The 22771-nt window shown below is 67.5% G+C and carries 22 protein-coding genes, 1 tRNA gene and 2 pseudogenes; 18 read left to right on the top strand and 7 right to left on the bottom strand.

All coding sequences use genetic code 11. From position 1 onward, the window contains the following. The first annotated feature begins 9 nt into the window (after window positions 1–9). Window positions 10–945 carry an alpha/beta hydrolase gene (locus tag ACIBGM_RS16870; protein WP_360534240.1) on the top strand — a complete coding sequence of 312 codons (936 nt, stop codon included), beginning with the start codon at window positions 10–12 and terminating at the stop codon, window positions 943–945. Here the strand turns inward: ACIBGM_RS16870 and ACIBGM_RS16865 are convergent. Then, window positions 942–3224, bottom strand: coding sequence for an ATP-binding protein (locus tag ACIBGM_RS16865; RefSeq protein ID WP_396386092.1), 2283 nt, complete (start codon window positions 3222–3224; stop codon window positions 942–944). The genes ACIBGM_RS16870 and ACIBGM_RS16865 overlap by 4 nt on opposite strands. An 87-nt stretch (window positions 3225–3311) precedes the next feature. Between ACIBGM_RS16865 and ACIBGM_RS16860 the strand changes: the two genes are divergently transcribed. The 6 genes from ACIBGM_RS16860 to ACIBGM_RS16835 all read left to right on the top strand — a co-directional run bounded on the left by ACIBGM_RS16860 (window position 3312) and on the right by ACIBGM_RS16835 (window position 8042). After that, a complete protein-coding gene (locus tag ACIBGM_RS16860) occupies window positions 3312–3806 on the top strand; it encodes a GNAT family N-acetyltransferase (RefSeq protein ID WP_396386091.1) in 495 nt (164 codons plus the stop codon). Further along, entirely contained in the window at window positions 3803–4483 is a 681-nt protein-coding gene (locus tag ACIBGM_RS16855; RefSeq protein ID WP_360534246.1) for a hypothetical protein, read from the top strand. The genes ACIBGM_RS16860 and ACIBGM_RS16855 overlap by 4 nt, the downstream gene beginning before the upstream one ends. Window positions 4484–4612: 129 nt before the next feature. Further along, window positions 4613–5563 carry a hypothetical protein gene (locus ACIBGM_RS16850; protein WP_396386090.1) on the top strand — a complete coding sequence of 317 codons (951 nt, stop codon included), beginning with the start codon at window positions 4613–4615 and terminating at the stop codon, window positions 5561–5563. A 141-nt stretch (window positions 5564–5704) separates the two neighbouring features. Further along, the gene (locus tag ACIBGM_RS16845) at window positions 5705–6499 is read left to right on the top strand and encodes a methyltransferase domain-containing protein (RefSeq protein WP_360534250.1); all 795 of its coding nucleotides are present in this window, start codon (window positions 5705–5707) and stop codon (window positions 6497–6499) included. Beyond that, window positions 6493–7164 carry an HAD family hydrolase gene (locus ACIBGM_RS16840; protein ID WP_396386089.1) on the top strand — a complete coding sequence of 224 codons (672 nt, stop codon included), beginning with the start codon at window positions 6493–6495 and terminating at the stop codon, window positions 7162–7164. Before ACIBGM_RS16845 ends, ACIBGM_RS16840 begins: the two co-directional genes overlap by 7 nt. Further along, complete coding sequence (locus ACIBGM_RS16835) at window positions 7155–8042, top strand: nucleotidyltransferase domain-containing protein (RefSeq protein WP_360534254.1); 888 nt, start codon at window positions 7155–7157, stop codon at window positions 8040–8042. The genes ACIBGM_RS16840 and ACIBGM_RS16835 overlap by 10 nt, the downstream gene beginning before the upstream one ends. On the opposite strand, the gene ACIBGM_RS16830 is transcribed toward ACIBGM_RS16835, so the two are convergent. Further along, a complete protein-coding gene (locus ACIBGM_RS16830) occupies window positions 8029–8769 on the bottom strand; it encodes an RNA methyltransferase (RefSeq protein WP_360534256.1) in 741 nt (246 codons plus the stop codon). The genes ACIBGM_RS16835 and ACIBGM_RS16830 overlap by 14 nt on opposite strands. 64 nt (window positions 8770–8833) lie before the next feature. On the opposite strand from ACIBGM_RS16830, the gene ACIBGM_RS16825 reads away from it, so the two are divergent. Further along, entirely contained in the window at window positions 8834–9652 is an 819-nt protein-coding gene (locus tag ACIBGM_RS16825; RefSeq protein WP_396386087.1) for an ACT domain-containing protein, read from the top strand. On the opposite strand, the gene ACIBGM_RS16820 is transcribed toward ACIBGM_RS16825, so the two are convergent. Continuing rightward, window positions 9636–9929: a DUF4287 domain-containing protein gene (locus ACIBGM_RS16820; RefSeq protein WP_396386085.1), complete on the bottom strand. Its 294-nt coding sequence runs from the start codon at window positions 9927–9929 to the stop codon at window positions 9636–9638. The genes ACIBGM_RS16825 and ACIBGM_RS16820 overlap by 17 nt on opposite strands. Before the next feature lie 67 nt (window positions 9930–9996). Further along, window positions 9997–10764 (bottom strand): ANTAR domain-containing protein, encoded by a 768-nt coding sequence (locus ACIBGM_RS16815; RefSeq protein ID WP_360534262.1) that lies wholly within the window; start codon window positions 10762–10764, stop codon window positions 9997–9999. A gap of 63 nt (window positions 10765–10827) precedes the next feature. Here ACIBGM_RS16815 and ACIBGM_RS16810 point away from each other — a divergent pair, with 63 nt between their 5' ends. Beyond that, window positions 10828–11421 (top strand): TetR/AcrR family transcriptional regulator, encoded by a 594-nt coding sequence (locus ACIBGM_RS16810; RefSeq protein WP_360534264.1) that lies wholly within the window; start codon window positions 10828–10830, stop codon window positions 11419–11421. Here ACIBGM_RS16810 and ACIBGM_RS16805 read toward each other — a convergent pair. Continuing rightward, window positions 11401–12780, bottom strand: a complete 1380-nt coding sequence (locus ACIBGM_RS16805) for a pyridoxal phosphate-dependent decarboxylase family protein (protein WP_396386081.1) — start codon at window positions 12778–12780, stop codon at window positions 11401–11403. The two genes, ACIBGM_RS16810 and ACIBGM_RS16805, sit on opposite strands and share 21 nt — an antisense overlap. An 82-nt stretch (window positions 12781–12862) precedes the next feature. Between ACIBGM_RS16805 and ACIBGM_RS16800 the strand changes: the two genes are divergently transcribed. Continuing rightward, the gene (locus tag ACIBGM_RS16800; RefSeq protein ID WP_396386079.1) at window positions 12863–14101 is read left to right on the top strand and encodes an MFS transporter; all 1239 of its coding nucleotides are present in this window, start codon (window positions 12863–12865) and stop codon (window positions 14099–14101) included. On the opposite strand, the gene ACIBGM_RS16795 is transcribed toward ACIBGM_RS16800, so the two are convergent. Beyond that, window positions 14058–15281 carry an MFS transporter gene (locus tag ACIBGM_RS16795; protein WP_396386078.1) on the bottom strand — a complete coding sequence of 408 codons (1224 nt, stop codon included), beginning with the start codon at window positions 15279–15281 and terminating at the stop codon, window positions 14058–14060. The two genes, ACIBGM_RS16800 and ACIBGM_RS16795, sit on opposite strands and share 44 nt — an antisense overlap. On the opposite strand from ACIBGM_RS16795, the gene ACIBGM_RS16790 reads away from it, so the two are divergent. Beyond that, window positions 15255–15327, top strand: a tRNA-Thr gene (locus ACIBGM_RS16790). The two genes, ACIBGM_RS16795 and ACIBGM_RS16790, sit on opposite strands and share 27 nt — an antisense overlap. 97 nt (window positions 15328–15424) lie before the next feature. On the opposite strand, the gene ACIBGM_RS16785 is transcribed toward ACIBGM_RS16790, so the two are convergent. Beyond that, window positions 15425–16885 carry a helix-turn-helix domain-containing protein gene (locus ACIBGM_RS16785; protein WP_396386076.1) on the bottom strand — a complete coding sequence of 487 codons (1461 nt, stop codon included), beginning with the start codon at window positions 16883–16885 and terminating at the stop codon, window positions 15425–15427. Between the two features lie 830 nt (window positions 16886–17715). On the opposite strand from ACIBGM_RS16785, the pseudogene ACIBGM_RS16780 reads away from it, so the two are divergent. The 7 genes and pseudogenes from ACIBGM_RS16780 to ACIBGM_RS16750 form a co-directional block, all read left to right on the top strand. Beyond that, a pseudogene (locus ACIBGM_RS16780) lies at window positions 17716–18096 on the top strand (transposase); the annotation flags it as partial. A 202-nt stretch (window positions 18097–18298) separates the two neighbouring features. Further along, window positions 18299–18586 (top strand): transposase, encoded by a 288-nt coding sequence (locus ACIBGM_RS16775; protein ID WP_396386075.1) that lies wholly within the window; start codon window positions 18299–18301, stop codon window positions 18584–18586. Window positions 18587–18922: 336 nt separating this feature from the next. After that, entirely contained in the window at window positions 18923–19231 is a 309-nt protein-coding gene (locus tag ACIBGM_RS16770) for a type II toxin-antitoxin system RelE/ParE family toxin (protein ID WP_396386074.1), read from the top strand. Window positions 19232–19248: 17 nt separating this feature from the next. After that, window positions 19249–20346 (top strand): HigA family addiction module antitoxin, encoded by a 1098-nt coding sequence (locus ACIBGM_RS16765; protein ID WP_396386072.1) that lies wholly within the window; start codon window positions 19249–19251, stop codon window positions 20344–20346. A 17-nt stretch (window positions 20347–20363) separates the two neighbouring features. Next, window positions 20364–20948, top strand: coding sequence for a hypothetical protein (locus ACIBGM_RS16760; RefSeq protein ID WP_396386070.1), 585 nt, complete (start codon window positions 20364–20366; stop codon window positions 20946–20948). Continuing rightward, complete coding sequence (locus ACIBGM_RS16755; protein WP_396386068.1) at window positions 20945–22024, top strand: hypothetical protein; 1080 nt, start codon at window positions 20945–20947, stop codon at window positions 22022–22024. Before ACIBGM_RS16760 ends, ACIBGM_RS16755 begins: the two co-directional genes overlap by 4 nt. A gap of 206 nt (window positions 22025–22230) precedes the next feature. Further along, window positions 22231–22661, top strand: a pseudogene (locus ACIBGM_RS16750) (transposase); the annotation flags it as partial. Window positions 22662–22771: the final 110 nt, after the last annotated feature.

The following is a 22771-nucleotide window of genomic DNA, read 5'->3' as shown; positions in this document are numbered from 1 at the left end:
GGAGCGGACATGAGCCGAATCCGGGTACTGCAGGCGCTGAGGAAGGAGCCGGACTTCGCGGCGATGTCGCAGGCCGAGCTGGTCGTCTTCCGGGATGCGCAGAACCGCAAGGTGGCGTCCGGCCTGGCCCGCCTGATCACCGGGTTCCCCGACCGCGGAGCCACCATCAGCTGGCAGGAGGTGAAGCTGTCCGACCGCGTGATCCCTGTCCGGGTCTACCGACCGGCCACCTCGGGCCCACTGCCGCTGATCGTCCAGGTGCACGGCGGCGGCTTCATGGGTACGGCGGTGCAGTGCGACTGGGCCAACAGCCACCTGGCCGCTCAGCTCCCTGCTGTGGTCGTGTCCGTCGAGCACCGGCTCGTCGACGCCACCACACCGCTGTCAGCAGCGGCCGACGACGGTTGGGACGTACTGCGCCACGTGGTCGACCGCTCGTCAGAGTGGGGCATCGACCCAGAGCGAGTCGCCGTCGCCGGCGAGAGCGCCGGTGGACTGATCACCGCCCTGACCGCGATCCGAGCCAGGGACGCGAGCCTGCCGCTGCGGGCGCAAGTGCTGGTCAACCCTGCTGTCGACCTGACCAAGACTGCGCTGGACTACACCTCGATGTACGAGTACGCCGAGACGCCGACCCTCACGCTGGGCCGTCTGGAGCACTTCCGCCACCTCGCCGTTCCGGACAGCGCCGACGCCCGCGCGGTGTCACCCGTGTACGCCGACGACCTGACCGGGCTCGCTCCTGCGCTCGTCGTCGTACCGACCGCCGATCCGCTGGCCGACCACGGGCGTACGTACGTCGACCGACTCCGGGAGGCCGGGACGCCGGCGCAATTGTCCGAGCATGCAGGGGCTGGGCACGCGTTCCTGAGCATGCCGGGCGTCGCGCCGCAGGCCCGTGCTGCGCGGACGCAGATCACCGGCTTCCTCCGCAACCACCTCTAGTCAAGCTCCGGTACGACGGCTGGGTCGAGGGAGCGGCCGGCAGCAACGGCTGCGTCGTACGCCTCCTCGCCCAGCGCGAGCTGTGCTGCCTGCTGAGCCGCGTCCCGAAGGCTCTCGTCAGGCAGGTAGTACGCGTACACGTCAGCACCGACCGTCTCGCGCAGGCCGGTCGCGGCTCCGAGCAGCGTGGCGACGCGGAGGTGGTTGCCCTCCTTCGACTCGATGACCGCCAGGCTCTCGACGAAGTACGCGAGATTGGCCAGGTCCCGGGTCTCGCGGGACAGTGCGATGCCTTCCTCCACCCGCCGACGAGCGAGCTGGTAGTCGGCCAGCGCGAGGGCAGCCTGGGAAAGGTTGTAGAGGGCAACGTACGTCGCCAGCCGGTCGCCACGCTTGCGAGCCAGCTGAAGACCGCGCTCGATCTCCGGTACGGCGGCCGCGGCGTCGCCCCGCAGAAGTTGCACCGTGCCGAGCCAAACGTGGACGAGCGAAGCCATCCAGGGCGAGCCGCGGTCGTGCAGGGCGAAGCCGAGCGCGACCCGGAAGCGATCCTCGGCCAGGTCGAGGTCGCCGCCCGCGAGCGCGGCGAGCCCGGTCCCGGCGATCGCCTTGCCGCGGACCTCGGGATCGTCCTGGTCGACGGCGCAGAGATCGGCCGCGGCCCAGTACGACGCGGCCGCCGCCTGATCGCCGGCGGCGTACGTCATGGTGGCGGCGGCCAGGTTGACGCGGCTGCGCTCCCAGGGCGGAAGCTCGGTGGCGAGGCACTGCTCGGCGAGCCGGCGGCCGATCGTGAACTGGCCGCGCATCCACCAGTAGAGCCACATGAACCAGGTGATGCGCGCGGCGGTCGTGGCGTCGCCGGTGTCGAGGGTGCGTTCGACGGCGACCAGGAGGTTCGCCTCCTCTTCCTCGATCCGCTCCAGCCACTCGACCTGGTCGGCGCGCTCGTACCCGGCGGCCGCCTGCTCGGCGAGGCCGAGGTACACGCGAGCGTGAGCGCGCCCGACCGCCGCAGCGCGGTCACCGACGAGCAGGCTTCGGGCGTACTGCGCAATGGGCTCCAGCAAGTCGAGACGATCGCCCCGGACGCGAACGAGCGAGTGCTCCGCGAGGTCCTGCAGCAACCCGAGAACGTCGCCGTCGTCCGCCACCGCCTCGACCGCCTCCAGCGTGGCACCACCGCGGAACACGCCGAGCAGCGTGAACAGCCGCTGCTGATCGGGATCCAGAAGGCTGTAGCTCCAGTCCAGAGTGGCCCGCATGGTGCGCTGCCGCTCGGGCAGGTCGCGGGCTCCGGACGTCCTGCCCGCCGACTCCAGCCGATCGAGAAGCGCTCCGGGCGAGAGCAGCCGCAACTGTGCGACGGCGAGCTCGATGGCCAGCGGCAGGCCCGCGAGGCGATGACACAACTCTGCGTACGCCGGTACGTCGTCCTCGGCCGGCCGTGCTCCGACCGCGAGGGCTCGGTCCAGCACGAGAGCACCGGCCGCGTGCGCGCGGATGTCGTCGAGCGTGGCCGCGTCCCGCGCCGGCAGATCGAGCGGCTCCACGATGTACTCGCGCTCGCCCCGCACCCGCAGCGGCGAGCGACTCGAGACGAGCACGGTCAGCCCCGGGCACAGCGCCGTAAGCTGCCCGGTCGGTGCGGCTGCGCTGAGCAGGTGCTCGAAGTTGTCGAGCACCAGCAGCAGGCGCGAGTCCCGCAACTGCGCAGCCACCAGGTCGAAGGCGCCCGGCGCATCGACGCCCGCGAGACCGAGCGCTCGCCCGATCGTCGCCATCAACGCCGACGCATCGGCAAGCGGCGCAAGCGACACCTGTACGACGCCGTCCGGGAAGTCAGCCGCGAGTACGTCGGACACCGCAGCCGTCAGCCGGGTCTTGCCGACACCGCCGGGCCCGGTGAGCGTAACCAGGCGGCCGCCGTCGCGGACGAGCTCGGCGATCGCCGCGATGTCGTCCTCACGGCCGAACAACGGGGTCGGCGGGACCAACAGGCCGGTCTGCCGACGCACCGGCTCGGCAGCCGTCTTGCGACGAGGAATCGCGGCGATGAGCGCCGTACGCTCACTTTCGGTGGCGCCGAGCGCATCGGACAGTGACCGGACCGTGTGTGGATAAGGGCGCGTCCGAGTGCCGCGCTCCAGCGAACTGATGGCGTGAGTGGTCAGCTCGGCCCGCTCGGCGAGCTCCTGCTGAGTCAGGCCGGCCCGCTCGCGCAACGAGCGCAGGAGCAGGCCGAAGTGCCCATCCGACGTCGCCCCGTCCTCGGACATCCAGGTCTCCCCCGCGCCTTGAACTGTGCGAGCAGTGTACGAGTCCTGCCCGTGGTCTGTGGCGCGCTCGGCCCCGACGCTGGAGCCATGACAACAACCGCTTGGCTCCCGGCAGGCTGGAACCACCCGCTCCGGGTGCCACTGACGACAGGGCACCACCTCCGCCCGATCCGGGCGACCGACGTCGACCTGGACATGCAGGCTGTGATGGGCTCGCAGGAACGGCTCTGGTCGCTGTACGGCGAAGCCTGGGGGTGGCCGCCCGCGACGATGACCGCCGAGCAGGACCGCGCGGACCTGGCCCGGCACGAGGCCGAGATGGAGACCCACGAGTCGTTCAACTACGCGCTGTTCGACAACGGCGAGACCGAACTGCTCGGCTGCGTCTACATCGATCCGCCGATCCACGAGGGGACGGACGCGGAGATCTCCTGGTGGGTCGTCGACTGGCTCACCGGCGGGCCGATCGAGGCAGCCCTCGACGACCTCGTGCCGCGCTGGATCGCGGCCGACTGGCCGCTCACCAACCCGCACTACACGCACCACTCGACACCGTATTCGAACCAGGGGGACTTGAAATGACCAGCACGTTCGTGACAACCGGCGGCAGTCACGCCGCCACGATCCATCACTCACAGGGGAAGGGATGGGTCCTGGCCGGCATCGGCGCAGGCCTGGCGGGGATCGCCACCGTGGTCGGCTCGAGCCTCGCGAACGCCGTGTACGACGACAAGCTCGCCGGAGACGCTGCCGGCATCACGGCGAAGCTGGCGGAGCAGACCGGGCCGATCCTCGCGATGCACACTGCCGCCATGCTGTCCGCCGTACTCCTGCTCGTGTTCGCCGCCGGGATGCGTCGCCGGCTCGTGAACACGACGCCGGAAGGCAGCCTGCTCCCGCAGGTGGCCGGGTCCGGCCTGATGCTGGTGTCGGTGGCGCTGCTGATGGGGTCGGCGCTGACCACGGAGTTCGTGTTCGGGGTGAAGGAACCGGACCTGCTGGTTCCGGAAACCGCGGCGTTCTTCGGGCACTGGATCGGCACCGTGCCGTGGCTGTGGGTCGGCGCCGGGGTCGCCGCCCTCGCCGTCGGTATCGCCGGCCGGAAGTTCAAGGCGGTCGCACCGTGGCTCGCCTGGGTCAGCCTCGTCCTCGGCGGACTCACCGTCTTCCTCGGAGTCAGCCCGGCGCAGTACATGGCCGGGATGACCGGGCCGCTGTGGCTCACCATCGCGGCGATCGGCCTGCTCAGGCAGGACTGATTGCCTGTAGCAACGGTTCGGCGGTGGCGAGGAAATTCTTCGCGACCGTTGAACCGATCCTCCGGAATGCACGTGTCCTGGTCCGAGAAAGCACGCGAACCAGACCGTTCCAGACCTGTGGAGGATCTGATGAGGAAGTCTTTTGCCGCGACGATCACCGCGCTTGCCGCCGTACTGACACTGTCAGCCTGCAGTACGGCGTTCGCCGACAAAAGCGCTCCCGAAACCGAGCAGGACAAGGCCGCTCCGGCACCTGCCAACGCTCCCGCCGCCAACGCTCCGGCCGCTGCCGCCGGTGCTGAGAAGCAGGAAGAGCCGAAGGTGCTGAACGTCTCGCAGGTGCCGGGCCTGACGCCGATCCTGACGAGTGCAAGCGGCCGCACCGTCTACCGGTTCGACAACGACTCCGCGAACCCGTCGAAGTCGACGTGTTTCGACGCCTGCGCCGAGCAGTGGGAGCCGGTGCTCGCCGGGTCCGGCGTCGAGATCGACGGTGGCGGGGTCGACGAGCGGCTGATCTCCACGATCGCCCGCCCGGAGGGCAAGCAGGTCACGCTGAAGGGCTGGCCGCTGTACTACTTCAAGGACGACCTGCGGCTCGGCGAGCTCGCCGGCCAGGGCCGTGGTGGCGTGTGGTTCGCGGTCAACCCGCAAGGTGGCAAGGCGAAGTCGACCACCCAGGCCGAGCCGACGGCACCGGTCCAGAAGGACGTGCAGACGCTGACCGTCAATGTGGTCGACGGTTTCATGCCGTTCGTCACCAACCAGGCCGGCCGGACCGTGTACCGGTTCGACAACGACTCCGCCAAGCCCTCGCGCACCACCTGCTTCGGTGCGTGCACGGAGAAGTGGGAGCCCGTGCTGGCCGGCAAGAACGGCGTCAAGATCCTGAGCAGCAAGATCAACCGCGCCTCCGTCGGCACGATCGACCGCCCGGAAGGCAAGCAGCTCACGCTGAACGGCTGGCCGCTGTACTACTTCCACAAGGACAAGAAGCTCGGCCAGACCGCGGGCTACGGCGTCGCCAACGCCTGGTTCGCCATCGCCCCCGACGGCAAGAAGGCACCCCGCTGCCCCTGATCCGATCCACCCGCCGGCCGCCGGAATCGTTTCCGGCGGCCGGTGTCGTCTTCTCCCGGTGACACCTTGCTTGGTTACGCTGCTGACGGATGGCCCGCTTTGTAAGGCGAATCTCGTCGTACCGACGGATGGGGGAACGGTATGGAGAAGGAGTACGTCCTCGACAGCGGTTCAGACCTCGGCCGCCGTCAGCTCGACTACCTGGCGGAACTGCTGGATCCGCAGACGACACGGTGTCTCGACGCGGCCGGCGTACGACCAGGGATGCGGTGCCTGGACGTCGGCGCCGGCGGGGGCTCGATCACCCGCTGGCTGGCCGAGCGCGTCGGGCCGGACGGCTCGGTTGTCGCGGTGGACCTGGACACTTCCTGGCTCGACGACGTGCCGGGGGTCGAGGTGCACCGCCACGACATCAACGAAGGACTGCCGGTGGACGGTCAGTTCGATCTGATCCACGAGCGCCTGATGCTGATGCACCTCTCGCGCCGGGAGGAGATTCTCCAGACGCTGCTGGATGCGCTGGCGCCTGGCGGCGTACTGGTCCTCGGCGATTTCGACCGGCAGCGGGTCCGCGTCCTGTCCGCGCCCACCGACGCGGACGCCAAGCTCTTCCTGCGCGTCCAGGACGTCACGACGACCTACCTCACGCACGCGCACGGCATCTCCTACGACTGGGTCCGCGAGGTCGACTCACACCTGAGAGCCGCCGGCCTGAGCGACGTCCATGCCACCGCGTCCACCATCACCACCCACGGCGGCGACATCGCCAATCACCTGCACCGCAACTACATCCTCCAAATCCAGGACATCCTCACCACCAACACCACCCTCACCACCGAAGACCTCACCCAGTACGCCGCCCTGACCCAGAACCCGAACCTCCGAACCTGGTTCTACGAACACGTCACCACGACTGCCTGTAAACCACCGTGCTGAACACCCTCTTCTTCGACGGCGGCCAAACCCTGTGGGACTTCGACGCGATGATGCGACGGGCCCTGGGTGCGACGTTGGAGGAACTGAGAGCTCGCTACCCAGAGGTCGCGATCGACGTCGATGCGGCAGTGGCTGACCGGCAGGCGGTTGGCGAACTGCGCGGATCGATGGAGCAGTTGAGATATGCGGCGTTCCAACGGACGCTGCGCCGGCTGGGCATCCCGGACAACGGACTCGCGGCCCACCTCACGGACTTCTATCTCGAGCAACGCTTCAGCGCCCTTGACCTCTACCCCGAGGTCCTCGACTCCCTCACCGCGTTGCGTACGACGTACAAGCTCGGACTACTGTCCAACGGCAACAGTTACCCCGACCGCTTCGGCCTCGGACAACTCTTCGACGCAGTGGTGTTCGCCCAGGACCACGATGTCGCCAAGCCGGACCGCCGCCTGTTCGACATCGCCGCGGCCACGATCGACGCTACAGCCGACAGCATCGCGATGATCGGCGACTCTCCTGTGAACGACGTCACCGCCGCGCAGCGCGCCGGTTGGCGCGGAATCTGGCTCAACCGCGACGCCAGGACCTGTCCCCCCGACTGCACCCCGGACGCCGAGATCGCCTCCCTGACAGAGCTGCCGGCCGTCCTCGGGCAATGCTCATGACGCCGGACCTGGTCGAGTCCACCGGAGATCCGCAGTGCGACCAGATCGTGCAGGGTGTGGTGGGGATCTTCGAGGTGGTGTTTCCGGGTCGGGTGCGGGGGGTCTACCTGCGAGGAAGCCGGGTCAGTGGGACGAGCGTGGTTGGGAGTGATCTCGACTTGTTCGTGGTGTTCAAGGATCGGTTCGTGGACGGCGAGTACGAGCGTGCCAAGGCGCTCGTCAGTCATTGTGCGCGACTGGCGCCGGTGTTGCTCGAGGTTGTGCTGGTCGGTGAGCGTGGGCTTCGGCGGCCGGAGGGCATTGGGATCGCGTTGAATCTCAAGCTGTCGACCCGGCTGCTGTACGGCGAGGACATCCGGCCTGAGTTGCCGCCGTACGATGCGGACACCTACGTGCGGTCGGTGGTGCACACGCCGTTCCTGAGCTACTCCTACCCTCGCGGGCCGTTGAACTACCCGCTGGAGCACGTCGATCCCGACGGACCGTTCTTCGGGTTCGATCAATGGGACGGCGAGCCCAGCACCAAGCTGCTCGTCGGCACGGTCGGCTGGACGGCGACCGCGATCGTTGCGCTACGCAGCGGTCAGTACGTGCGCGACAAGACTGCCTGCGTCGAGCTCTACCGAGAGCACGTCGCCGATGAGTGGACCGAGCTCGTTGCCCAGGTCCACGAGCTGTGCCGCAACCAGTGGCACTACGAGGTCCCGTCTGTTGAAGCCGATCGCAAAACACTCCGCGCGATGTGCGACCGCGCGCTGGACTTCCAGAACCACTTCCTCAGGCTCTACCGGCAGTACCAGCTCGACGAGCTCGCCTCCGGCGATCCGGACCGGGTGCAGCTCGCGACCCAGCGGCTGGCCGAGGTCAGCGGTTGGTGACCTCGAAGGCGACGACGGCGGCGGCGATGGCGACGTTGAGGGACTCGACGTTGGCGTGCAGCGGGATCTGCAGGTCGGAGTCGGTGCGGACGGTCAGGCCGTTGGTCTCGCCGCCGAGGACATAAACGGCCCGCGGCGCCAGGTCGGCCTTGAACAGCGACTCCTGCGAGCGCGCCGAGAGGCCGTAGACGTGGTAGCCCGCCGTACGCAGGAAGTCGACCGCGGCCTGCGCAGTGGACGTATTGACGATCGGCGCCTGGAACGCGACCCCCGCCGACGCCTTGATCACCAGCGGCCCGACGTGCGGCGTCCCCGCGCGCGGCAGGATCACGCCGTCGAACCCCGCCCCGGTCGCCGTCCGCAGGATCATCCCGACGTTCCCCGGGTTCGTCACCCCGTCCAGCAGGAACACGTTCGTCGGCCGCTTCCCGCGGGCCCGGACGAACTCCTCCAGCGGCGTCATCCGCGGCGCGTCCACGTCGGCGACCACACCCTGGTCGTGCTTCCCGTTGCCCGCCAGCCACTTCACCCGCGTGGCGCTCGCCCGCTCGACCGGTACGTCGTACTTCGATGCCGCCCGGAGGATCTCGTGCAGCGACTGCCCGGTCGCGTTGTCGGCCACGACGAGCTTCGCCACCGACAGCTTCGGGTCGTGCAGCGCCTCGAGGACCGGCTTCCGCCCGTAGATGGTGATCCACTTGTCCCGCGGCGACCTCTTCGATTCCACCCGCCTACGGTAACTTCATATCGCCGCAACAGCTGAGCAACGTCCGTCCGGCACGCTCGGAAGCATGGAACCCTTACGTACGGCGCTCGTCGGCGGGACCGCCTGTGAGGTGTGCGGACGGCTCCCACATCCCCGCCGGATGCGGCTGACCGTGGCCAAGCTGCTCGCGATCTTCCCGGTCGAGTTCGCCCTCCACGCGGTCGTGCTGGCGTTCCATCCGCCGTATGTCGTCGCCGTCACACTGCTCGTGATCGCCACAACCGCCCTGGTGATCTGGGTCATCGAACCGTCGACGATGCGGCTGCTCCGCTCGTGGTTGCACGCCCCGCACACCCGGCCGAACGCCGGCATCGACGCGCTCTGGCGGATCCGGGTCACGCTCACGGACCGGGCCGGCGCGCTCGAGCGGCTGACGCACGAGTTGGCCGAGCTGGACGCGAACATCCTCGGGCTCCACGTGCACCCGATGCCGGACGGCGTCCGCGACGAGCTCGTCGTCTCGACACCGGACCCGACCACTCCGGAATCGTTGCTGGAAGCAATCGAATCGGCCGGCGGCCGGGACGTTCACGTCTGGCCGACGACCACACTCGCGCTCGTCGACGGCCAGACGAAGGCGCTCAGCCTGTCGGCGCGCGTGGTCGGCGACCCGAGCGAGCTCCCGCACGCGGTCGCCGAACTGCTCGGCGCCCAGCTCGTCACCGACCGGGTCGCACTGGCCGGTCCACTGCCCGCCGACGGGACCGTGCTCAAGATCCCGTCGCCCTGGACCGGCCTGTTCGCCTTCACCCGCCCCGGCGAGCCGTTCACGCCCGCCGAGTCCGCCCGAGCCCACCGCCTGGCCCAATTGGCGGAGCTCGCCCTGGTCAACCGGCCGGGTTAGTCGCCTTGCCGTCGAGCCACAGGACGTTGGACGCGTCCCCGTGCGGACCCTTCCGGCCGACGTGCTTGTCGCTGATCACCGGGCCGTTCTTGATCACGTGCACCAGCGCCATCGCGTGCCCGCGGCCGAGGTCGTAGTCCGCCTTCAGCCAGTCGCAGATCACGCCGGCCTTGACGTCCCGAGCGTCGTAGCCGAGCTGTTTCGCCTGCTCGACCAGCTCCCGCGGGGTGCGACCAGTCTTCTCCTCGATCTTGTCCAAGTACGCCTGGAACGACATCTGGTGTCTCCTTCACGAAGTGTGCTTGCACCAGTGCGTCGTACGGCTCGGCCCGAAATCGACACCCTCACTCGCCGGTTTGCAGGCCGTACTTGCGGAGCGCGTCGGCCAGGCGCCCCTGGTTCTGCCCGTCCACGAGGTCGGAGGACAGCTGGCGGAGCTTGACGTTGCTGTCCTGCGAGGCGCGCTTGAGTACGTCGAAAGCGACGCTGGTCGTGATCCCGTAGCGGTGCATGAGCACGCCCTGCGCCTGGCCGATCACGGTCCGCGTGAGGAGCGCCGTACGCAGCTGCTCGACCAGGCTGCGGCTGTCGTTGAACAGTTGCACGTTGTCGAACGCGACCCCGGCGTGCAGCGCGAACAGCAGCACGACGTCGTACGACGTACTCCCGAAAGCGTCGACCTTGGCCGAGAACAGGCTGAACGCGGACGCGGACCCGGTGACCGCCGGCAACGGGAGCATCAGACTGCTCCGGTACCCGGCGTTGATGGCGGCCGCCGCGAACTCCGGCCAGCGGTGATCGGCGGCAAGGTCGGCGACCCGGTGCGGCTCGCCGTACGTCAGGACGTCGTGCAGCGGGCCGTCCATCTCGGTCAGCTGGGCGCCGAGGGTGGCGCGGGTGGGTTCGGCGACCGGGTCGGCGGTCTTGTGGTAGCGCGCGACGATCTCCGCCGTGTCGCCGGTGAGTACGGTGATCGAGGCCTCCTCGCACTCCGGCACGGTCCGCACCACCCGGCTCACGAACCGGCCCAGCGTGGTGGCGACATCGTCGTCCTCGACCAGCCGGCTGACTTCGACCAGCTCCTGCGCCAGCTCCAGAATCCCCTCACCCATGGCTCCATCATGCGCCATGGCTTTCTGGGTTCCGAGACCCAAACGGGCGGTAGCCTCGATGTCATGGACGAGGAGCGCCTGACCGCCAAGGGCCGGGCGACCCGCGAGCGGATCCTGGCGGCCGCGGCCGACCTGGTACTGCGCCGGGGCGTCGCCGGGACCGGGCTCGACGACGTCCGCCGGGCGGCGGGTGTGAGCGGCTCGCAGCTCACGCACTACTTCCACGACAAGCAGACGCTGATCGACGACGTGATCGCGTGGCAGACCGATGCGGCGCTGGAACGCGAGCCGGTGCTGGACTCGTTCGAGGCGTGGCACCGGTGGGCCGACCAACTGGTGGCGCGGCAGACGGCGCGGAAGTTCCAGGGCGGCTGCGAGCTCGGCTCACTCGCCGGCCAGCTCGCCGAGACCAGCCCGGAGACACGCGCCCACCTGGCCGACGGCTACGACCGCTGGCTCGACCAGTTCCGGCACGACCTGCACGGCATGCGCGACCAGGGCCTGCTGCGCCCCGACGCCGAACCGGACTCCCTCGCGAACACACTCCTCGCCGCGATGCAGGGCGGCGTACTCCTCTCCCAAACCCTCCGCCGCCCCGCCCCCCTCCGCGACTCCCTCAACGCCGCCCTCGCCCAACTAGAGTCCTTCGCGAGCTAGACAGCGGAGGATCGCGGCGACTGATTTGTCGACATCGTCTTCGTTCGTGGTCCAGTTGCTGACCGAGATGCGCATGGCGGCCTTGCCGTGCCAGGTGGTGCCGGACATCCAGCAGGTGCCTTCCTGCTGCACTTCACTGACGACTCGGCGAGTGAGTTCGTCGTCGTCGCCGAAGCGGACCAGGACCTGGTTCAGCACGACATCGTTCAGTACGGCGACTCCGTGTGCTTCGAGCGTGTCCGCGAACCGCCGCGCCATCGCGTGACACCGGTCGACGATCTCGGCGATCCCTTCACGCCCGAGCGCCCGGATGGCGGCGTACACCGCGAAACCACGCGCCCGCCGGGAGAACTCCGGGTTGAACTCGAGCGAGTCGCGCTCCCCGTTCTCGTCATGGATCAGGTACGACGCCCGGACCGACATCGCAGCGCGGTGAGCTTGGGGCTGGGCGCAGAGCACCAGGCCCGAGTCGTACGGGACGTTGAGCCACTTGTGCGCGTCCGTCGCCCAGGAGTCGGCCTTTTCGATGCCGTGGAGGTGTGGTTGAAGGGTGGGGCTGACCGCGGCCCACAGACCGAACGCCGCGTCCACGTGCACCCACGCGCCGGCCTTGTGCGCTGCCTCGCAGATCTCCCCGATCGGATCGATCGCGCCAGTGTTCACGTTGCCGACCTGGGCGCAGACAATCGTGGACTCGTTGTCTTGAAGGGCCGCTGCGAGCGCCTCGGCCCGCATCCGTCCCTGACCGTCGACCTCGATCGGCTCGATGCAGCTCGTGCCGAGTCCGAGGAAGCGCAGCGCCCGGTCGACCGTGTCGTGCCGCTCCGCGCCGGCCAGCACACGGATCGGCGGCGCACCGATCAGCCCGTCCCGCTCGACGTCCCAGCCTTGGTTCTGAAGTACGGCGTGCCGCGCCGCCGCGAGCCCGGTGAAGTTGGCCATCTGCGCCCCGGTCACGAAGCCCACCGAGGTGTGTGCGGGCAGCCCGAACAGCTCGACCAGCCAGCGCGCCGCGACCTCCTCGACCACAGCCGCCGCGGGCGAGGCGGCGTACAGACCCGCGTTCTGGTCCCAGACCGTCGTCAGCCAGTCCGCCGCCAGCGCCGCGGGGGTCGCGCCGCCGAAGACGAACCCGAAGAACCGGCCGCTGCCGCTGGGCAACAACCCCTCCTCGACGCCCTTGGCCAGATGCGCGATCACCTCCTGCGGATCCGTCGACTGCTCCGGCAGCGCACCCCCGAGCGCGTCGTACAGCTCCGCCGCGGTGGCCCGCGGGCCGACCGGTCGCTCTGGCAGCGTGGTGAGATATTCCTGCGCGCGCTCGTACGCCTCCCCGAGCGGCCCCTCCCAATCAGTCATGTCCCCTTTTGTACGCCGGTCGCGTGTGAAGGGCCGTGTGACGGCATTACAGTGCGCTCAGACCGGCTTTGGGAGGGCGTGGATGGCGCGAGTCGTGACCGGGAGTCGCTGGACGGCGATCGTCGGTTATTCCCTGGTCGGTGCGGCCACCCAGTTGGTCTGGCTCAACTTCGCCGGCGTCACCACCGACGCGGCCGCGCACTACGGCGTGTCCGAGAGCGCCATCGGCTGGCTCGCCCAGGTGTTCCCGCTGCTGTACGTCGTACTCGCCATCCCGTGCGGCCTGCTCCTGGACCGCTGGTTCCGCCCCGCCTTGCTCATCGGCGCCTGGCTGACCTTTGCCGGTGCTGCCGTCCGGCTGATCGGCGACGACTACAGCTGGCTGCTCGCCGGACAGATCGTCGCCTCGATCGCCCAACCCCTCGTCCTGAACGCCGTCACCGGCATCACCGGCCGCTACCTGTCCCCGGACGACCGGCCGAAAGGCATCGCCGTCGGCACTGCCAGCATCTTCGCCGGCATGATCCTCGCCTTCCTCCTCAGCGCCATTTTCGGCACCTCCCTGCGCCCCATGCTGGCCGCGAGCGCCGCCTTCTGCGCAACCGCGGCACTCGTCCTCGCCACCACCCTCCGCACCGCCGGCAACTTCACGCCCGCCACCAACCGCCTCACCGCCCACAACACCGCCGGCCCCGCGAACCTCGACCCGACAAGGCTCGGCCCCGGTGAGCGCGGTCCCCTTCGGATCGCCTGGGCGGACCCGCTCATCCGTCGCCTGTCCGTCCTCGCCATCTTCCCCTTCGGCGTCTTCGTTGCCCTAAGCACCTTCGCCCAGGCCCTCCTGGAGCCAGCCGGAGTGAGCAGCACCACCGCGAGCACCATCCTCCTGCTCAACGTAGTCGCAGGAGTCCTAGGCAGCGCCATCATCCCCGTCGTCATCGCCCGCCACCGAGCCGAATCAACCCACCTTGCCCTGAGCCTGACCTTCACCGCCCTCGCCTGCTTCACACTCGCCATAGCCCCCGGCGTCCTGACCGGCTTCGTCGCCATCACCCTGATCGGCCTGCTCCTCCTCCCGGCACTCCCCATCGTCCTGGAACTCGTAGAACGCCGTACCGGAGAAGCCGAAGGCACCGCAGCCGGCCTGATCTGGATGGCCGGCAACCTCGGCGGCCTCCTCGTAGCCGTCGTAGTCGGCCTCCTCGTCGACCACCCGACCGCGGCATTCCTCGTGATGGCAGTGATCGCGCTGATCGCCGTACCAGGCGCCCGATCCCTCAAACAGCCGATCGCCGAACTCCAACCGCCGTCGCCGCAGTAGCCAGCAACCCACCGATGCCCGCAGCAACAAACGTGACCCGCGCGTCGGTGTGCTCGAGGAGCAAACCACCGCCGATGTACGACACGCCGGCAGCCAGCCCGATGGCGCCGTACAGATTCCCGAAAACCCGGCTCCGCATGTGCGCCGGCACAATGCGCTGAAGGTGGGTGTTGATCGCCACATCAACCCCCGCGATCCCGAGGCCGCGCACCACCTGAAGCGCGAGCGCGGCCCAAACCGCCCACGCAAGCCCGGTAAACAGATTCCCCGCGCAACTCACGGCGAACCCGACCAGCATCAACGCCGGCATCCGGAAGCGGCTCGCATACCGGCTGAGTACGGCGTACCCCGCGACAAGCCCGATGCCCACACCCGCGTAAAGCGTCGCCACAGCCGAGTCGCTCCCCCGCAACTCGTCCTTGCCGAGAAACACCATCGCGACGTCATCCACCCCGCTGAACGCCACCACCGCGAAGAACCCGAGACCGATGACCCGGACAGCCTTGGTACGCCAGATGTACCCGAGCCCATCCCTCGCATCCTTGACCAGGCTGTGCTCCCTCGGCCCGCTCGGCGGCAGCTTCGGCAACCCGCTCAGCAGGACCGCCGACACGAAGAACGTCGCCGCGTCGACCAACAGAATCCCCCGGACGTCAACCACCAGAAACAACCCCGCCGCAATCAGCGGCCCGATCGCCTCCAGCCCGTTGGTCCACGCCCCGAGCCAAGAGTTCGCCCGCTCCAGCTCCTCATCCTTCACCAGCGCCGGCACCGCACTCCGCGAGCTCGCCTGAAACACCTGCGCCACCAAACTCCGTACGGCGACCATCACGAGCAGCACGGGCAGCGGCGGCAACGTAACCGCCATCGCCACCACCAGCCCACCCTGCAGCACATCACACGTGACCATCACCCGACGCAGGTCGAACCGATCCCCGATCGCCCCCGCGAACGCCCCGAACAACCCCGGCGTGAAGTCCCCCGCCAACAGCAACAACGCCACCGCCAACCCCGCCCCCGTCGCCCCCTCGACGTACAGCAGCAACGCCACCAGCCCCAGCGAGTCCCCCAGAAACGAAACCGCCCGAGCCACCCACAACCGCCGAAACCCCACCACCCACCATCCTCTAAGATGGTCCAGCACGTTACACCCGCCGGTGTGGCGCAACTGGCAGCGCACCGCTCTTGTAAAGCGGTGGTTAGGGGTTCGAGTCCCCTCACCGGCTCTCTGACCTGGGGATATGCCCCGGAAGTGATGAGCTTCCGGGGCACAACTCACCCCTTACTCACACTTTTGCCTCAGCGGCTGGTTGAGATCTGCCGTTACATCTCAGGCCCGGCCGACGCTTCGCGATCCTTCTCATGGATGTGTCTGAGGGCGTCCTCCAAGTGCTGAGCGGCCCCGGGGTTTCGGCGCCGTCTGCCGAAGTAGTCGTCGACGGTCGTCGAGGTCTGGGCGTGGCCGAGCTGGTCGGCAACGTCTCGTGGCGTCTGCCCGGCGCTCTCGAGAATGGTGGCGGTGGTCTTTCTGAACGTGTGAGCCGTTACCCACTCGAGCTCGTCGGCGAGGGAGCGCATGCCGGCCAGCTCCGTGAGCTCGAGCAAGACCGCCCTGTCGGCTCTGCCCAGGCGGTAGGTATCGGCCAGGATGACCGCCTCCTCGGGCGCCAGTCTCACCCGCCCGGTCTCGATCAGGCTGATTCTGGTCTTACGCCAGCCGAGCTTGGCCACGACCTCGTTCTGCGTGAGGCCGGCGCCGCGTCGATGGGTGCGAAGCATCCCGCCCAGCTGCTGCCGTCGGTGGCCCCCGATCGGCCGGCGTGCGTTGCGTAGTGCCTTCTGCACGTTGTGTGGGTCGCGGAATCCACCCTTGCTGTCCGGGAAGATCGGCGCATCCGGCGGAGTCCGGGCTGTCCACCGCGCGAGGAGCATGTCCAGCGCCCACGGTGGTAAGCCGATGATCCGGTCTCCAGCGACAGACTTGACCCGGCGCCGTACCAGTCCTTTGCCCTTGATGCGCTGGACCTGGTGACTGCAGTCGATATCTCCGGTCATGCGGTTCAGGTCCTGCCACGTGACGGCGAGACTCTCGCCGATGCGCTCGCCGGTGGCCATCATGAATTTGCTCAGATCGATCAGATCGGCCTTGACAGCTTGCTCGTCCTGCCGCAACAGCTCGAACCACTGTTCGCGTTCCTCGGCCTCGAGTGCGCGGGGCAGCCGCTTCCTGGAGGTCGCCCGGATCTTGACCTCCCGAACCGGGTTGGCTGTCAGGGCGCCGTGTGTCACAGCCACACTGAACGCGCCGGTCAGGATGCTCTTACAGGTCTTTGCGCTGGCAGCGCCTACTTCATCCCTGATTGCCTTGATGACGTCTGCGACTCGAGGAGTGTTCGCTTCGATCAGGCGGAGCTCTCCTATGCGTGGCTCGAGGTTCTTGTCGTACTGATATCTGTATGTCTGGTAAGTCCCGGGCGCCAGCACGTCCTGGTCGACGAGGTCCAGGACCTCTGCCAAGAACAACTCGGCGGCAGCCGACACCCGGTCGCTGGATTTGAGCTCTCCTGCATCTCCGGTCTGTTGACGAGCCTTCAGGGCTTCCCGAAGCCGATTCTCAGCCTGGCTCGCGGTGTTTCCCCTCTTCGCCACCGGCCGGGTCCGTCCATCCAGATCCCGAAACTTCGCACGGGCCTCGAACTTCAAAGCCCGTCCACTCGCATCCCGACTGATCACTCGCGACGTGATCTTTCCCCATGTCCCCACAGGCAAGGGTTCCCTGCTCATCCAGACCTCCTGACCCACTCATCGCCCACCGGGCGAATCAGAGGTCTGCTCAACGCCTGAGCCACAGAAGTCTCAATTGGTCGCCGTTCTGGGGGCCGACGTCCAGGACTCCCGGAAGTCGTCATCCGGGTGTCTCCTACCGCTCAGCCGACCGACTCTGGCCTCGAGGAACTGTCGTCAGGAAGAGGGTGCGCCGGTGCATCGAGATTCTCGGGCGTCGAGGCACGATCTGGAGGCAGAGGACCACAACATCCTGCCGACAGGGGGCGTTGAGATGGTCGATCCGATACGCAATTGAGCTGCTGGACGAAGCGATCGACAACATGGGGGAGCAGTTGGCTCGGTCCGCCGGCGTCTATGCCGACTCACCGGAAGAGTTGCCAAGCTCGCCCGGAGATGCGCACGAGGTACGGAGGCGCGCGAGACGTACCCCGATCGACGATCACGGACCGCCCATCGATGCCGAGCCCTGTGAACCAGTTCGCGGGCCAGAGCTCCCATGAGTGTGTGCCTGCTGTGCGGGCCAGGGCCTGCATGACGTCACCCATGAGCTGATCCAAGAGTCCTTGACTTGGAGATCTGGGTTCCGTTGCCGACCGCCACCGTCGAGCTTCGAGGCGACGGCGGAATTGGCATGAGACTGGGGTGAGTGGCGCGTGACCAGTGATGATCGTCGGCTGATGGAGGCTCACGTCGCAGCGGGGCAGTTCTTTCGGGACCAGTTGCTGCGGTCCGAGGCGGGGTGGGCGGCTGCACACTTGGCTCGGCGTGGGCTTGGGCATGTCGGCGACGCTCGAAAATGAGGCCATAGCGACGGTCGAAACGAGGTTGTTTCGGGCGAGTTCCCCACGAAGAAGGCAGGCATTGCTCGCGCGATCGCCGCGGCCGCCCGCCGCACTGGCGGTGACCTCGCTGCTTTGTGGGTGATCGAGTGCACCGCGACTTACGGCGCCCAGCTCGCCCACGCCGTGGCGCAGGCCGGCTACCAGATCCTCGAGGCGCCGAGGATGAACGATCGCGGCGACCGCGGGGTCGGAAAATCCGATCCTCTGGGTGCCCGCCGAATAGCCGAGGCCGCGCTGCCGCTGGGCGAACACCAACTGCGACGTCCGCGCCACGGCGACGGTGAACGTGCCTCATTGCTTGTCCTGGTGGCGGCTAGAGATCACATGACCCGCGAACGCACGGCTGCCGTCAACGCGCTGACCGCGCTCGTTCGGGGCGTCGACCTCGGCCTCGACGCTCGCCGTCCACTCAGCAAACCAGCAGATCATCGAGATCTCCCCTGCGCACCCGCGACGAGCCGGTGGCCGCCACCACCGCACGCGCCGAGGCCGTGCGTCTGGCCAAGCCGTGCGTCTGGCGAAGGGGATCGTCGCTCTCGACCAAGAACTGTCCGCCAAACAGAAGACGATGGACACCCTGCTGCGCTCCACTCCCGCGGCCGGGCTGCTGGACAAGATCGGGATCGGGCCCGTGACCGCCGCGATCTGCCTGACCGCCTGGCCCCACCACGGCCGGGTTCGCTCAGAGGCCGCCTTCGCCTGCCTGGCCGGAGTAGACCCGATTCCCGCGTCCTCCGGCAAACACGATCCGGACCGGCTCAACCGCGGCGGAGACCGGCGCCTCAACCGCGCTCTGCGCATGGCGACCATCACCCGCATAATCCACGACCCCGCCACCCGCGAATCCGTTGAATGACGCCGCACCGAGGGTCGCTCCACCAAAGAGATCCGACGCTGCCTGAAGCGCTACCCCGCCAGACAAATCTACCGGCACCTCAACGCAGCCAGCACCCGCCACTCCCCGCTTGACAGACATAGGAGTGTCCACCGGCACCAGGAAACTCCCACCCATCACCCGCCTAACCAACCTCCCTGGGCACTACAGCCCAAGCGATTGACCGCGCCGCTCCACTCCCGCGGGTTGCACCGCTCGGCGCTCCTATCGGCCTGAATGTGGCACACACCACCGACCAACTAGGGCATGATAGGTCGAACATGCGTGCTAGACTGTAACGAGATCGGTGACACCAAGGTGGAAGTACGATACGAGGACTCGAAGCTCGAGAAGCTGTGCACCGACGAGCGAGAGATGCGGAAGAAGCGGGCCGACATCGCCAGCCGGCTCCGGTTGCGGATCAACGCACTGCAGATCGCACAGACGGTTGGAGAACTGGAGACGCTCGATCCTCTCGGGCACTGGCATGAGCTTGGTGCGGACAGGGATGGCATGTGGGCCGGCAAGCTGAGCGGGAATTTCCGGCTGCTGATCCGGCCCGAAGGGGACGCCGAGTTATGCAAGGCAGTAATCGTCACCGTCATCGAGATCGTCGACTACCACTGAGACTCGGAAGGAGAGCCATGACCGCGACCACCTATGCCGTTGCCCCAGGTGAGTACCTGGAGGAATGGATCGCCGAAGAAGGCTTGTCTCAGCAGCGTGTCGCAGATCTTCTCGGGCGCAGCCGAAAGCAGGTAAACGAGATCATCAACGGCCACGCGCCAGTAACAAGCGAGACCGCGATTCGGCTGGAGCGCGTGGTGGGCGTCCCCGCGGCCTCCTGGCTACGGTACGAGGCCGCCTACCGTGCTGACCTTGCTCGGATCGCCGACGAGGAAAATCTCGCCGCGCATTTCGACGCAATCGATCCGAACGCAATTGCCTATCTTCGCCGACTCGGAGCCACACGAGCGACCCGACGAGACCCTGGGAGGCTTGTCTCGGACTTTCTCGCCTTCCACAGGTGTGGAACCTGGCCCGCCTACACCCACCTCCACGAGTCAGCCACAACGGGCGACTATGCACTCGCGGCACTCAAAGACGCCGGCGCCACGATCGACATCACGGTGCTGACGACATGGCTCCGTGCCGGTGAGCTTTCTGAAGCGTTCGAGCGTGGACGAGGCTATGTCTACGATCCTGACCAGCTCCGGAAGGCGCTTCCAGAGCTACGCGACCGCGCTGCACGACCGGACGGAGACATGTTGCAAGACATTGCTCGCGGTCTAGCGAGGGTTGGAGTCGTGTTCATGGTGGTCGAGCCACCTGCCAGATTTCCACTCCTCGGCATGACGAGGTGGATCGACAAGCGCGTGCCAGTCATCCAGCAGACGGGTCGCTGGGGAAAGGACGGGTTCGTGATCTGGGCCCTCTTCCACGAGATCGGCCACGTTCTCAATGACCCTAGAGGCGAGATGCATCTCGAGTACAAGACCGAAAAGAAGCGGAACAGCGCTGCCGAGCGGAACGCGAACACCTTCGCCATGGACGTCCTCTTCGGCGAATCCGGAATGGAGCCGTTCGAGGGGCTGACGACCAACTCCGCGATCGTTGCGGCCGCACGACGAGTCGGAGTCTCGCCCGGCGTCGCCGTTCACCAGATGCATCGACGTCGTCTACTCGACTACAGATTCGGAAACCAACTCTGCAAAGACCTGACCGGAACCTTCTCTCCCTAACTCGATCTGGAGATGACATGCTCGATTGGCACGATCTCGATCCGCTCAAGGTCGAGCGCGCTATCAAGATCCTGCTGCGCGAGTTGTACCCCAGGCTCCGGAGCATGGACGGGTCGGGAGGTGACGGCGGGCACGACGCGTACCTGCTGGAGGACGGCAGGATGCGTGTGTTCGAGATCAAGTCGCACTCGCGCACGCTGAGCGGCAGCCAACGCCGCAACATTCAACGTTCCCTGCAGGTCGCTCTGACCCACCAGCAGATCAGCGAGTGGGTCCTGGTCATCCCACACGACCACACGCCGGGCGAGGAGGAGTGGTTCACCCAAACGCTCGCCTCGCTTGCAGCGCCAGCGACGCTGGAGTGGTGGGGACGTGATTGGCTCGACGGCCAGTTCGCCTCGCGTGAAGACCTCACCCGCTACGTCGAAGGACCGGACAGCCGGTTACTCAAGCGAGCAAAACAGCACGGGATGGAGCAGGCTGTACTCGGAGGCGCGGCATCCCTGATCTCGCCGCACGTCAGACGGGCCTCGCTGAACGCGCGAACGAGCTTTCGCCGTTCTGGCGGATCGAACCTGCGACGGTCAACGGCCAGACGATGATTCGCGTCCAACCGAAGAACGCCGAGTCGGCTGGCCTGGACCCTATCGCGGTCGAGTTGCGCTTTGGCTCCCCTGATGCGTCCGACCAGGCCGCGATCGAGCTCACACAAGCGACCTATGACCAGCTCGTGGCTTTCGGCGGACAGATGTCGGTAGATAGTCGGTATCTGGAGGCCATCGATATCACCGCTTCCGAGCAAACCGCAGGTCTGTTCGGGAATCTCCTGACCGGACCGGTCGAGTCGATCGAACTCGGGACGCAGCCGGACGCGGACGCACCCAAGCGGTCTGGTTTCCTCGAGGCGGTGAGCCCTGGATCCCGGGTCACAGCAAGCACACGGATCACGTCGTACGAACAACGACGGGGGAGGTTCGGGGCCACGCTCTATGCCCGCGACGAGTCCGGCGGTCTGCACCTGGAGCTTCCGGTGCCCGATCCAAGCGCGCCTGCCCAGCTCCAGCCAGCACTGCGGATGCAAGTCGGGCCATTCGCGGGCTGCCTCGCCGATCCCGTCCGGTCCACGCTCGAGGTTCTCCTCGCCGTATACGGCGGCGATGAGTTCCAGATCCGATTCGGCCGCGGAATCAAAGCTCGAGGAAAGGCACCAGCAGGCCTGCCACAGCTGGCGACGCTGCAGAACCTCGCCGGCCTGGTCGCAAATCTCATCACTCTCCAAGACCACACAGGCCACGACATCATCGTGCCAGGTGATGTACCCACCCGAGAGCTCCGCGCCCTCGATTGCATCGCACGCGCGATCCGCGGCGAGTCTATCCAGTTGGCGACGGAAGAACTGGTGCTGAACATCGCGCCGGACAAGTCGAGCGAGTTCCTCCAGGCCCATGAGAAACGGCCAGAGGCAGGAATACGCATGTCCATCGAGAACGCCACCTTCCAGTTCAACGGGCAGACCCATCAACTCGGATCGCTGACGTACTACGCCCCCAACATGCAACTTGCCAACCACGAAGCACTCGCCAACCACACCCCTGATACTCCGCCGGCTGCGCGCTACGTCGCAGCCGAGGGCACCGGCATCTACCTACTCCCTATCCAATCGCCCCAGTCGCGCTGACGTCTTCCGCTGTAGGCGGCATCAGCCTCTCAGATATCGGGCTGTACGACGGGCTGGCCCGGACCGGTTGGGTAGCATTCAACGCGGGTTGGCCGCCCAGATGCGCATACAAGTCCGTTGAGTCCCTGCCGATCTCGCCGGTGCTGACCAGGGCGATAAGGCCTGCCATCGACTTGCCTTCGTACCGGCCGAGGGCCTAGCTCGGGCGGCGGGTGCTGATCCGCGCCGACTCGACCGGCTGCACCCATAACTTCCTCGACTGGATCGTCGCCCAGCGGTTGTCGTACTCGGTCGGGTTACCCTGCCCGACGACTTCGCCGACGACTTCGCCGACAAACTCGCGCTGATCCCCGACCACGCGTGGGTCCCGGCCTACGACGCTGACGGTGACGTGCGTGACGGTGCCTGGGTCGCCGAGGTCACCGGGCTGCTGAACCTGTCCGCGTAGCCGCAGGGGATGCGGGTGATCGTCCGCAAGGAACGCCCACACCCCGGCGCCCAGCTGCGGATCACCGACGTCGACGGACACCGCGTCACCGCGTTCGCCACCAACACCACCCGCGGCCAGTTGGCCGACCTCGAGCTGCGGCACCGCCGCCGCGCCCGAGCCGAAGACCGGATCCGAGTAGCGAAGGACCTGACTTCGGTCACGTCGCTGTGTTGAGTGCGGCGGCGGGCTGGTGACCTGGGGGTTTGTCCGGCGGAGTCGCTGAACCTGCGCACTAGCCGGGGCCGTAGAGTCGGTCG

The sequence above is a fragment of the Kribbella sp. NPDC050470 genome, from assembly GCF_044458365.1.
Lineage (GTDB): Bacteria > Actinomycetota > Actinomycetes > Propionibacteriales > Kribbellaceae > Kribbella.
This window is presented reverse-complemented; position numbering and strand designations above follow the sequence as displayed.

Bases quoted from the DNA above. Each gene is read 5' to 3' on its own strand.
- ACIBGM_RS16870 (WP_360534240.1), top strand. From the start codon at position 10: ATGAGCCGAATCCGGGTACTGCAGGCGCTGAGGAAGGAGCCGGACTTC.
- ACIBGM_RS16865 (WP_396386092.1), bottom strand. From the start codon at position 3,224: ATGTCCGAGGACGGGGCGACGTCGGATGGGCACTTCGGCCTGCTCCTG.
- ACIBGM_RS16860 (WP_396386091.1), top strand. From the start codon at position 3,312: ATGACAACAACCGCTTGGCTCCCGGCAGGCTGGAACCACCCGCTCCGG.
- ACIBGM_RS16855 (WP_360534246.1), top strand. From the start codon at position 3,803: ATGACCAGCACGTTCGTGACAACCGGCGGCAGTCACGCCGCCACGATC.
- ACIBGM_RS16850 (WP_396386090.1), top strand. From the start codon at position 4,613: ATGAGGAAGTCTTTTGCCGCGACGATCACCGCGCTTGCCGCCGTACTG.
- ACIBGM_RS16845 (WP_360534250.1), top strand. From the start codon at position 5,705: ATGGAGAAGGAGTACGTCCTCGACAGCGGTTCAGACCTCGGCCGCCGT.
- ACIBGM_RS16835 (WP_360534254.1), top strand. From the start codon at position 7,155: ATGCTCATGACGCCGGACCTGGTCGAGTCCACCGGAGATCCGCAGTGC.
- ACIBGM_RS16825 (WP_396386087.1), top strand. From the start codon at position 8,834: ATGGAACCCTTACGTACGGCGCTCGTCGGCGGGACCGCCTGTGAGGTG.
- ACIBGM_RS16820 (WP_396386085.1), bottom strand. From the start codon at position 9,929: ATGTCGTTCCAGGCGTACTTGGACAAGATCGAGGAGAAGACTGGTCGC.
- ACIBGM_RS16815 (WP_360534262.1), bottom strand. From the start codon at position 10,764: ATGGGTGAGGGGATTCTGGAGCTGGCGCAGGAGCTGGTCGAAGTCAGC.
- ACIBGM_RS16810 (WP_360534264.1), top strand. From the start codon at position 10,828: ATGGACGAGGAGCGCCTGACCGCCAAGGGCCGGGCGACCCGCGAGCGG.
- ACIBGM_RS16805 (WP_396386081.1), bottom strand. From the start codon at position 12,780: ATGACTGATTGGGAGGGGCCGCTCGGGGAGGCGTACGAGCGCGCGCAG.
- ACIBGM_RS16800 (WP_396386079.1), top strand. From the start codon at position 12,863: ATGGCGCGAGTCGTGACCGGGAGTCGCTGGACGGCGATCGTCGGTTAT.
- ACIBGM_RS16785 (WP_396386076.1), bottom strand. From the start codon at position 16,885: ATGAGCAGGGAACCCTTGCCTGTGGGGACATGGGGAAAGATCACGTCG.
- ACIBGM_RS16775 (WP_396386075.1), top strand. From the start codon at position 18,299: ATGGACACCCTGCTGCGCTCCACTCCCGCGGCCGGGCTGCTGGACAAG.
- ACIBGM_RS16765 (WP_396386072.1), top strand. From the start codon at position 19,249: ATGACCGCGACCACCTATGCCGTTGCCCCAGGTGAGTACCTGGAGGAA.
- ACIBGM_RS16760 (WP_396386070.1), top strand. From the start codon at position 20,364: ATGCTCGATTGGCACGATCTCGATCCGCTCAAGGTCGAGCGCGCTATC.
- ACIBGM_RS16755 (WP_396386068.1), top strand. From the start codon at position 20,945: ATGATTCGCGTCCAACCGAAGAACGCCGAGTCGGCTGGCCTGGACCCT.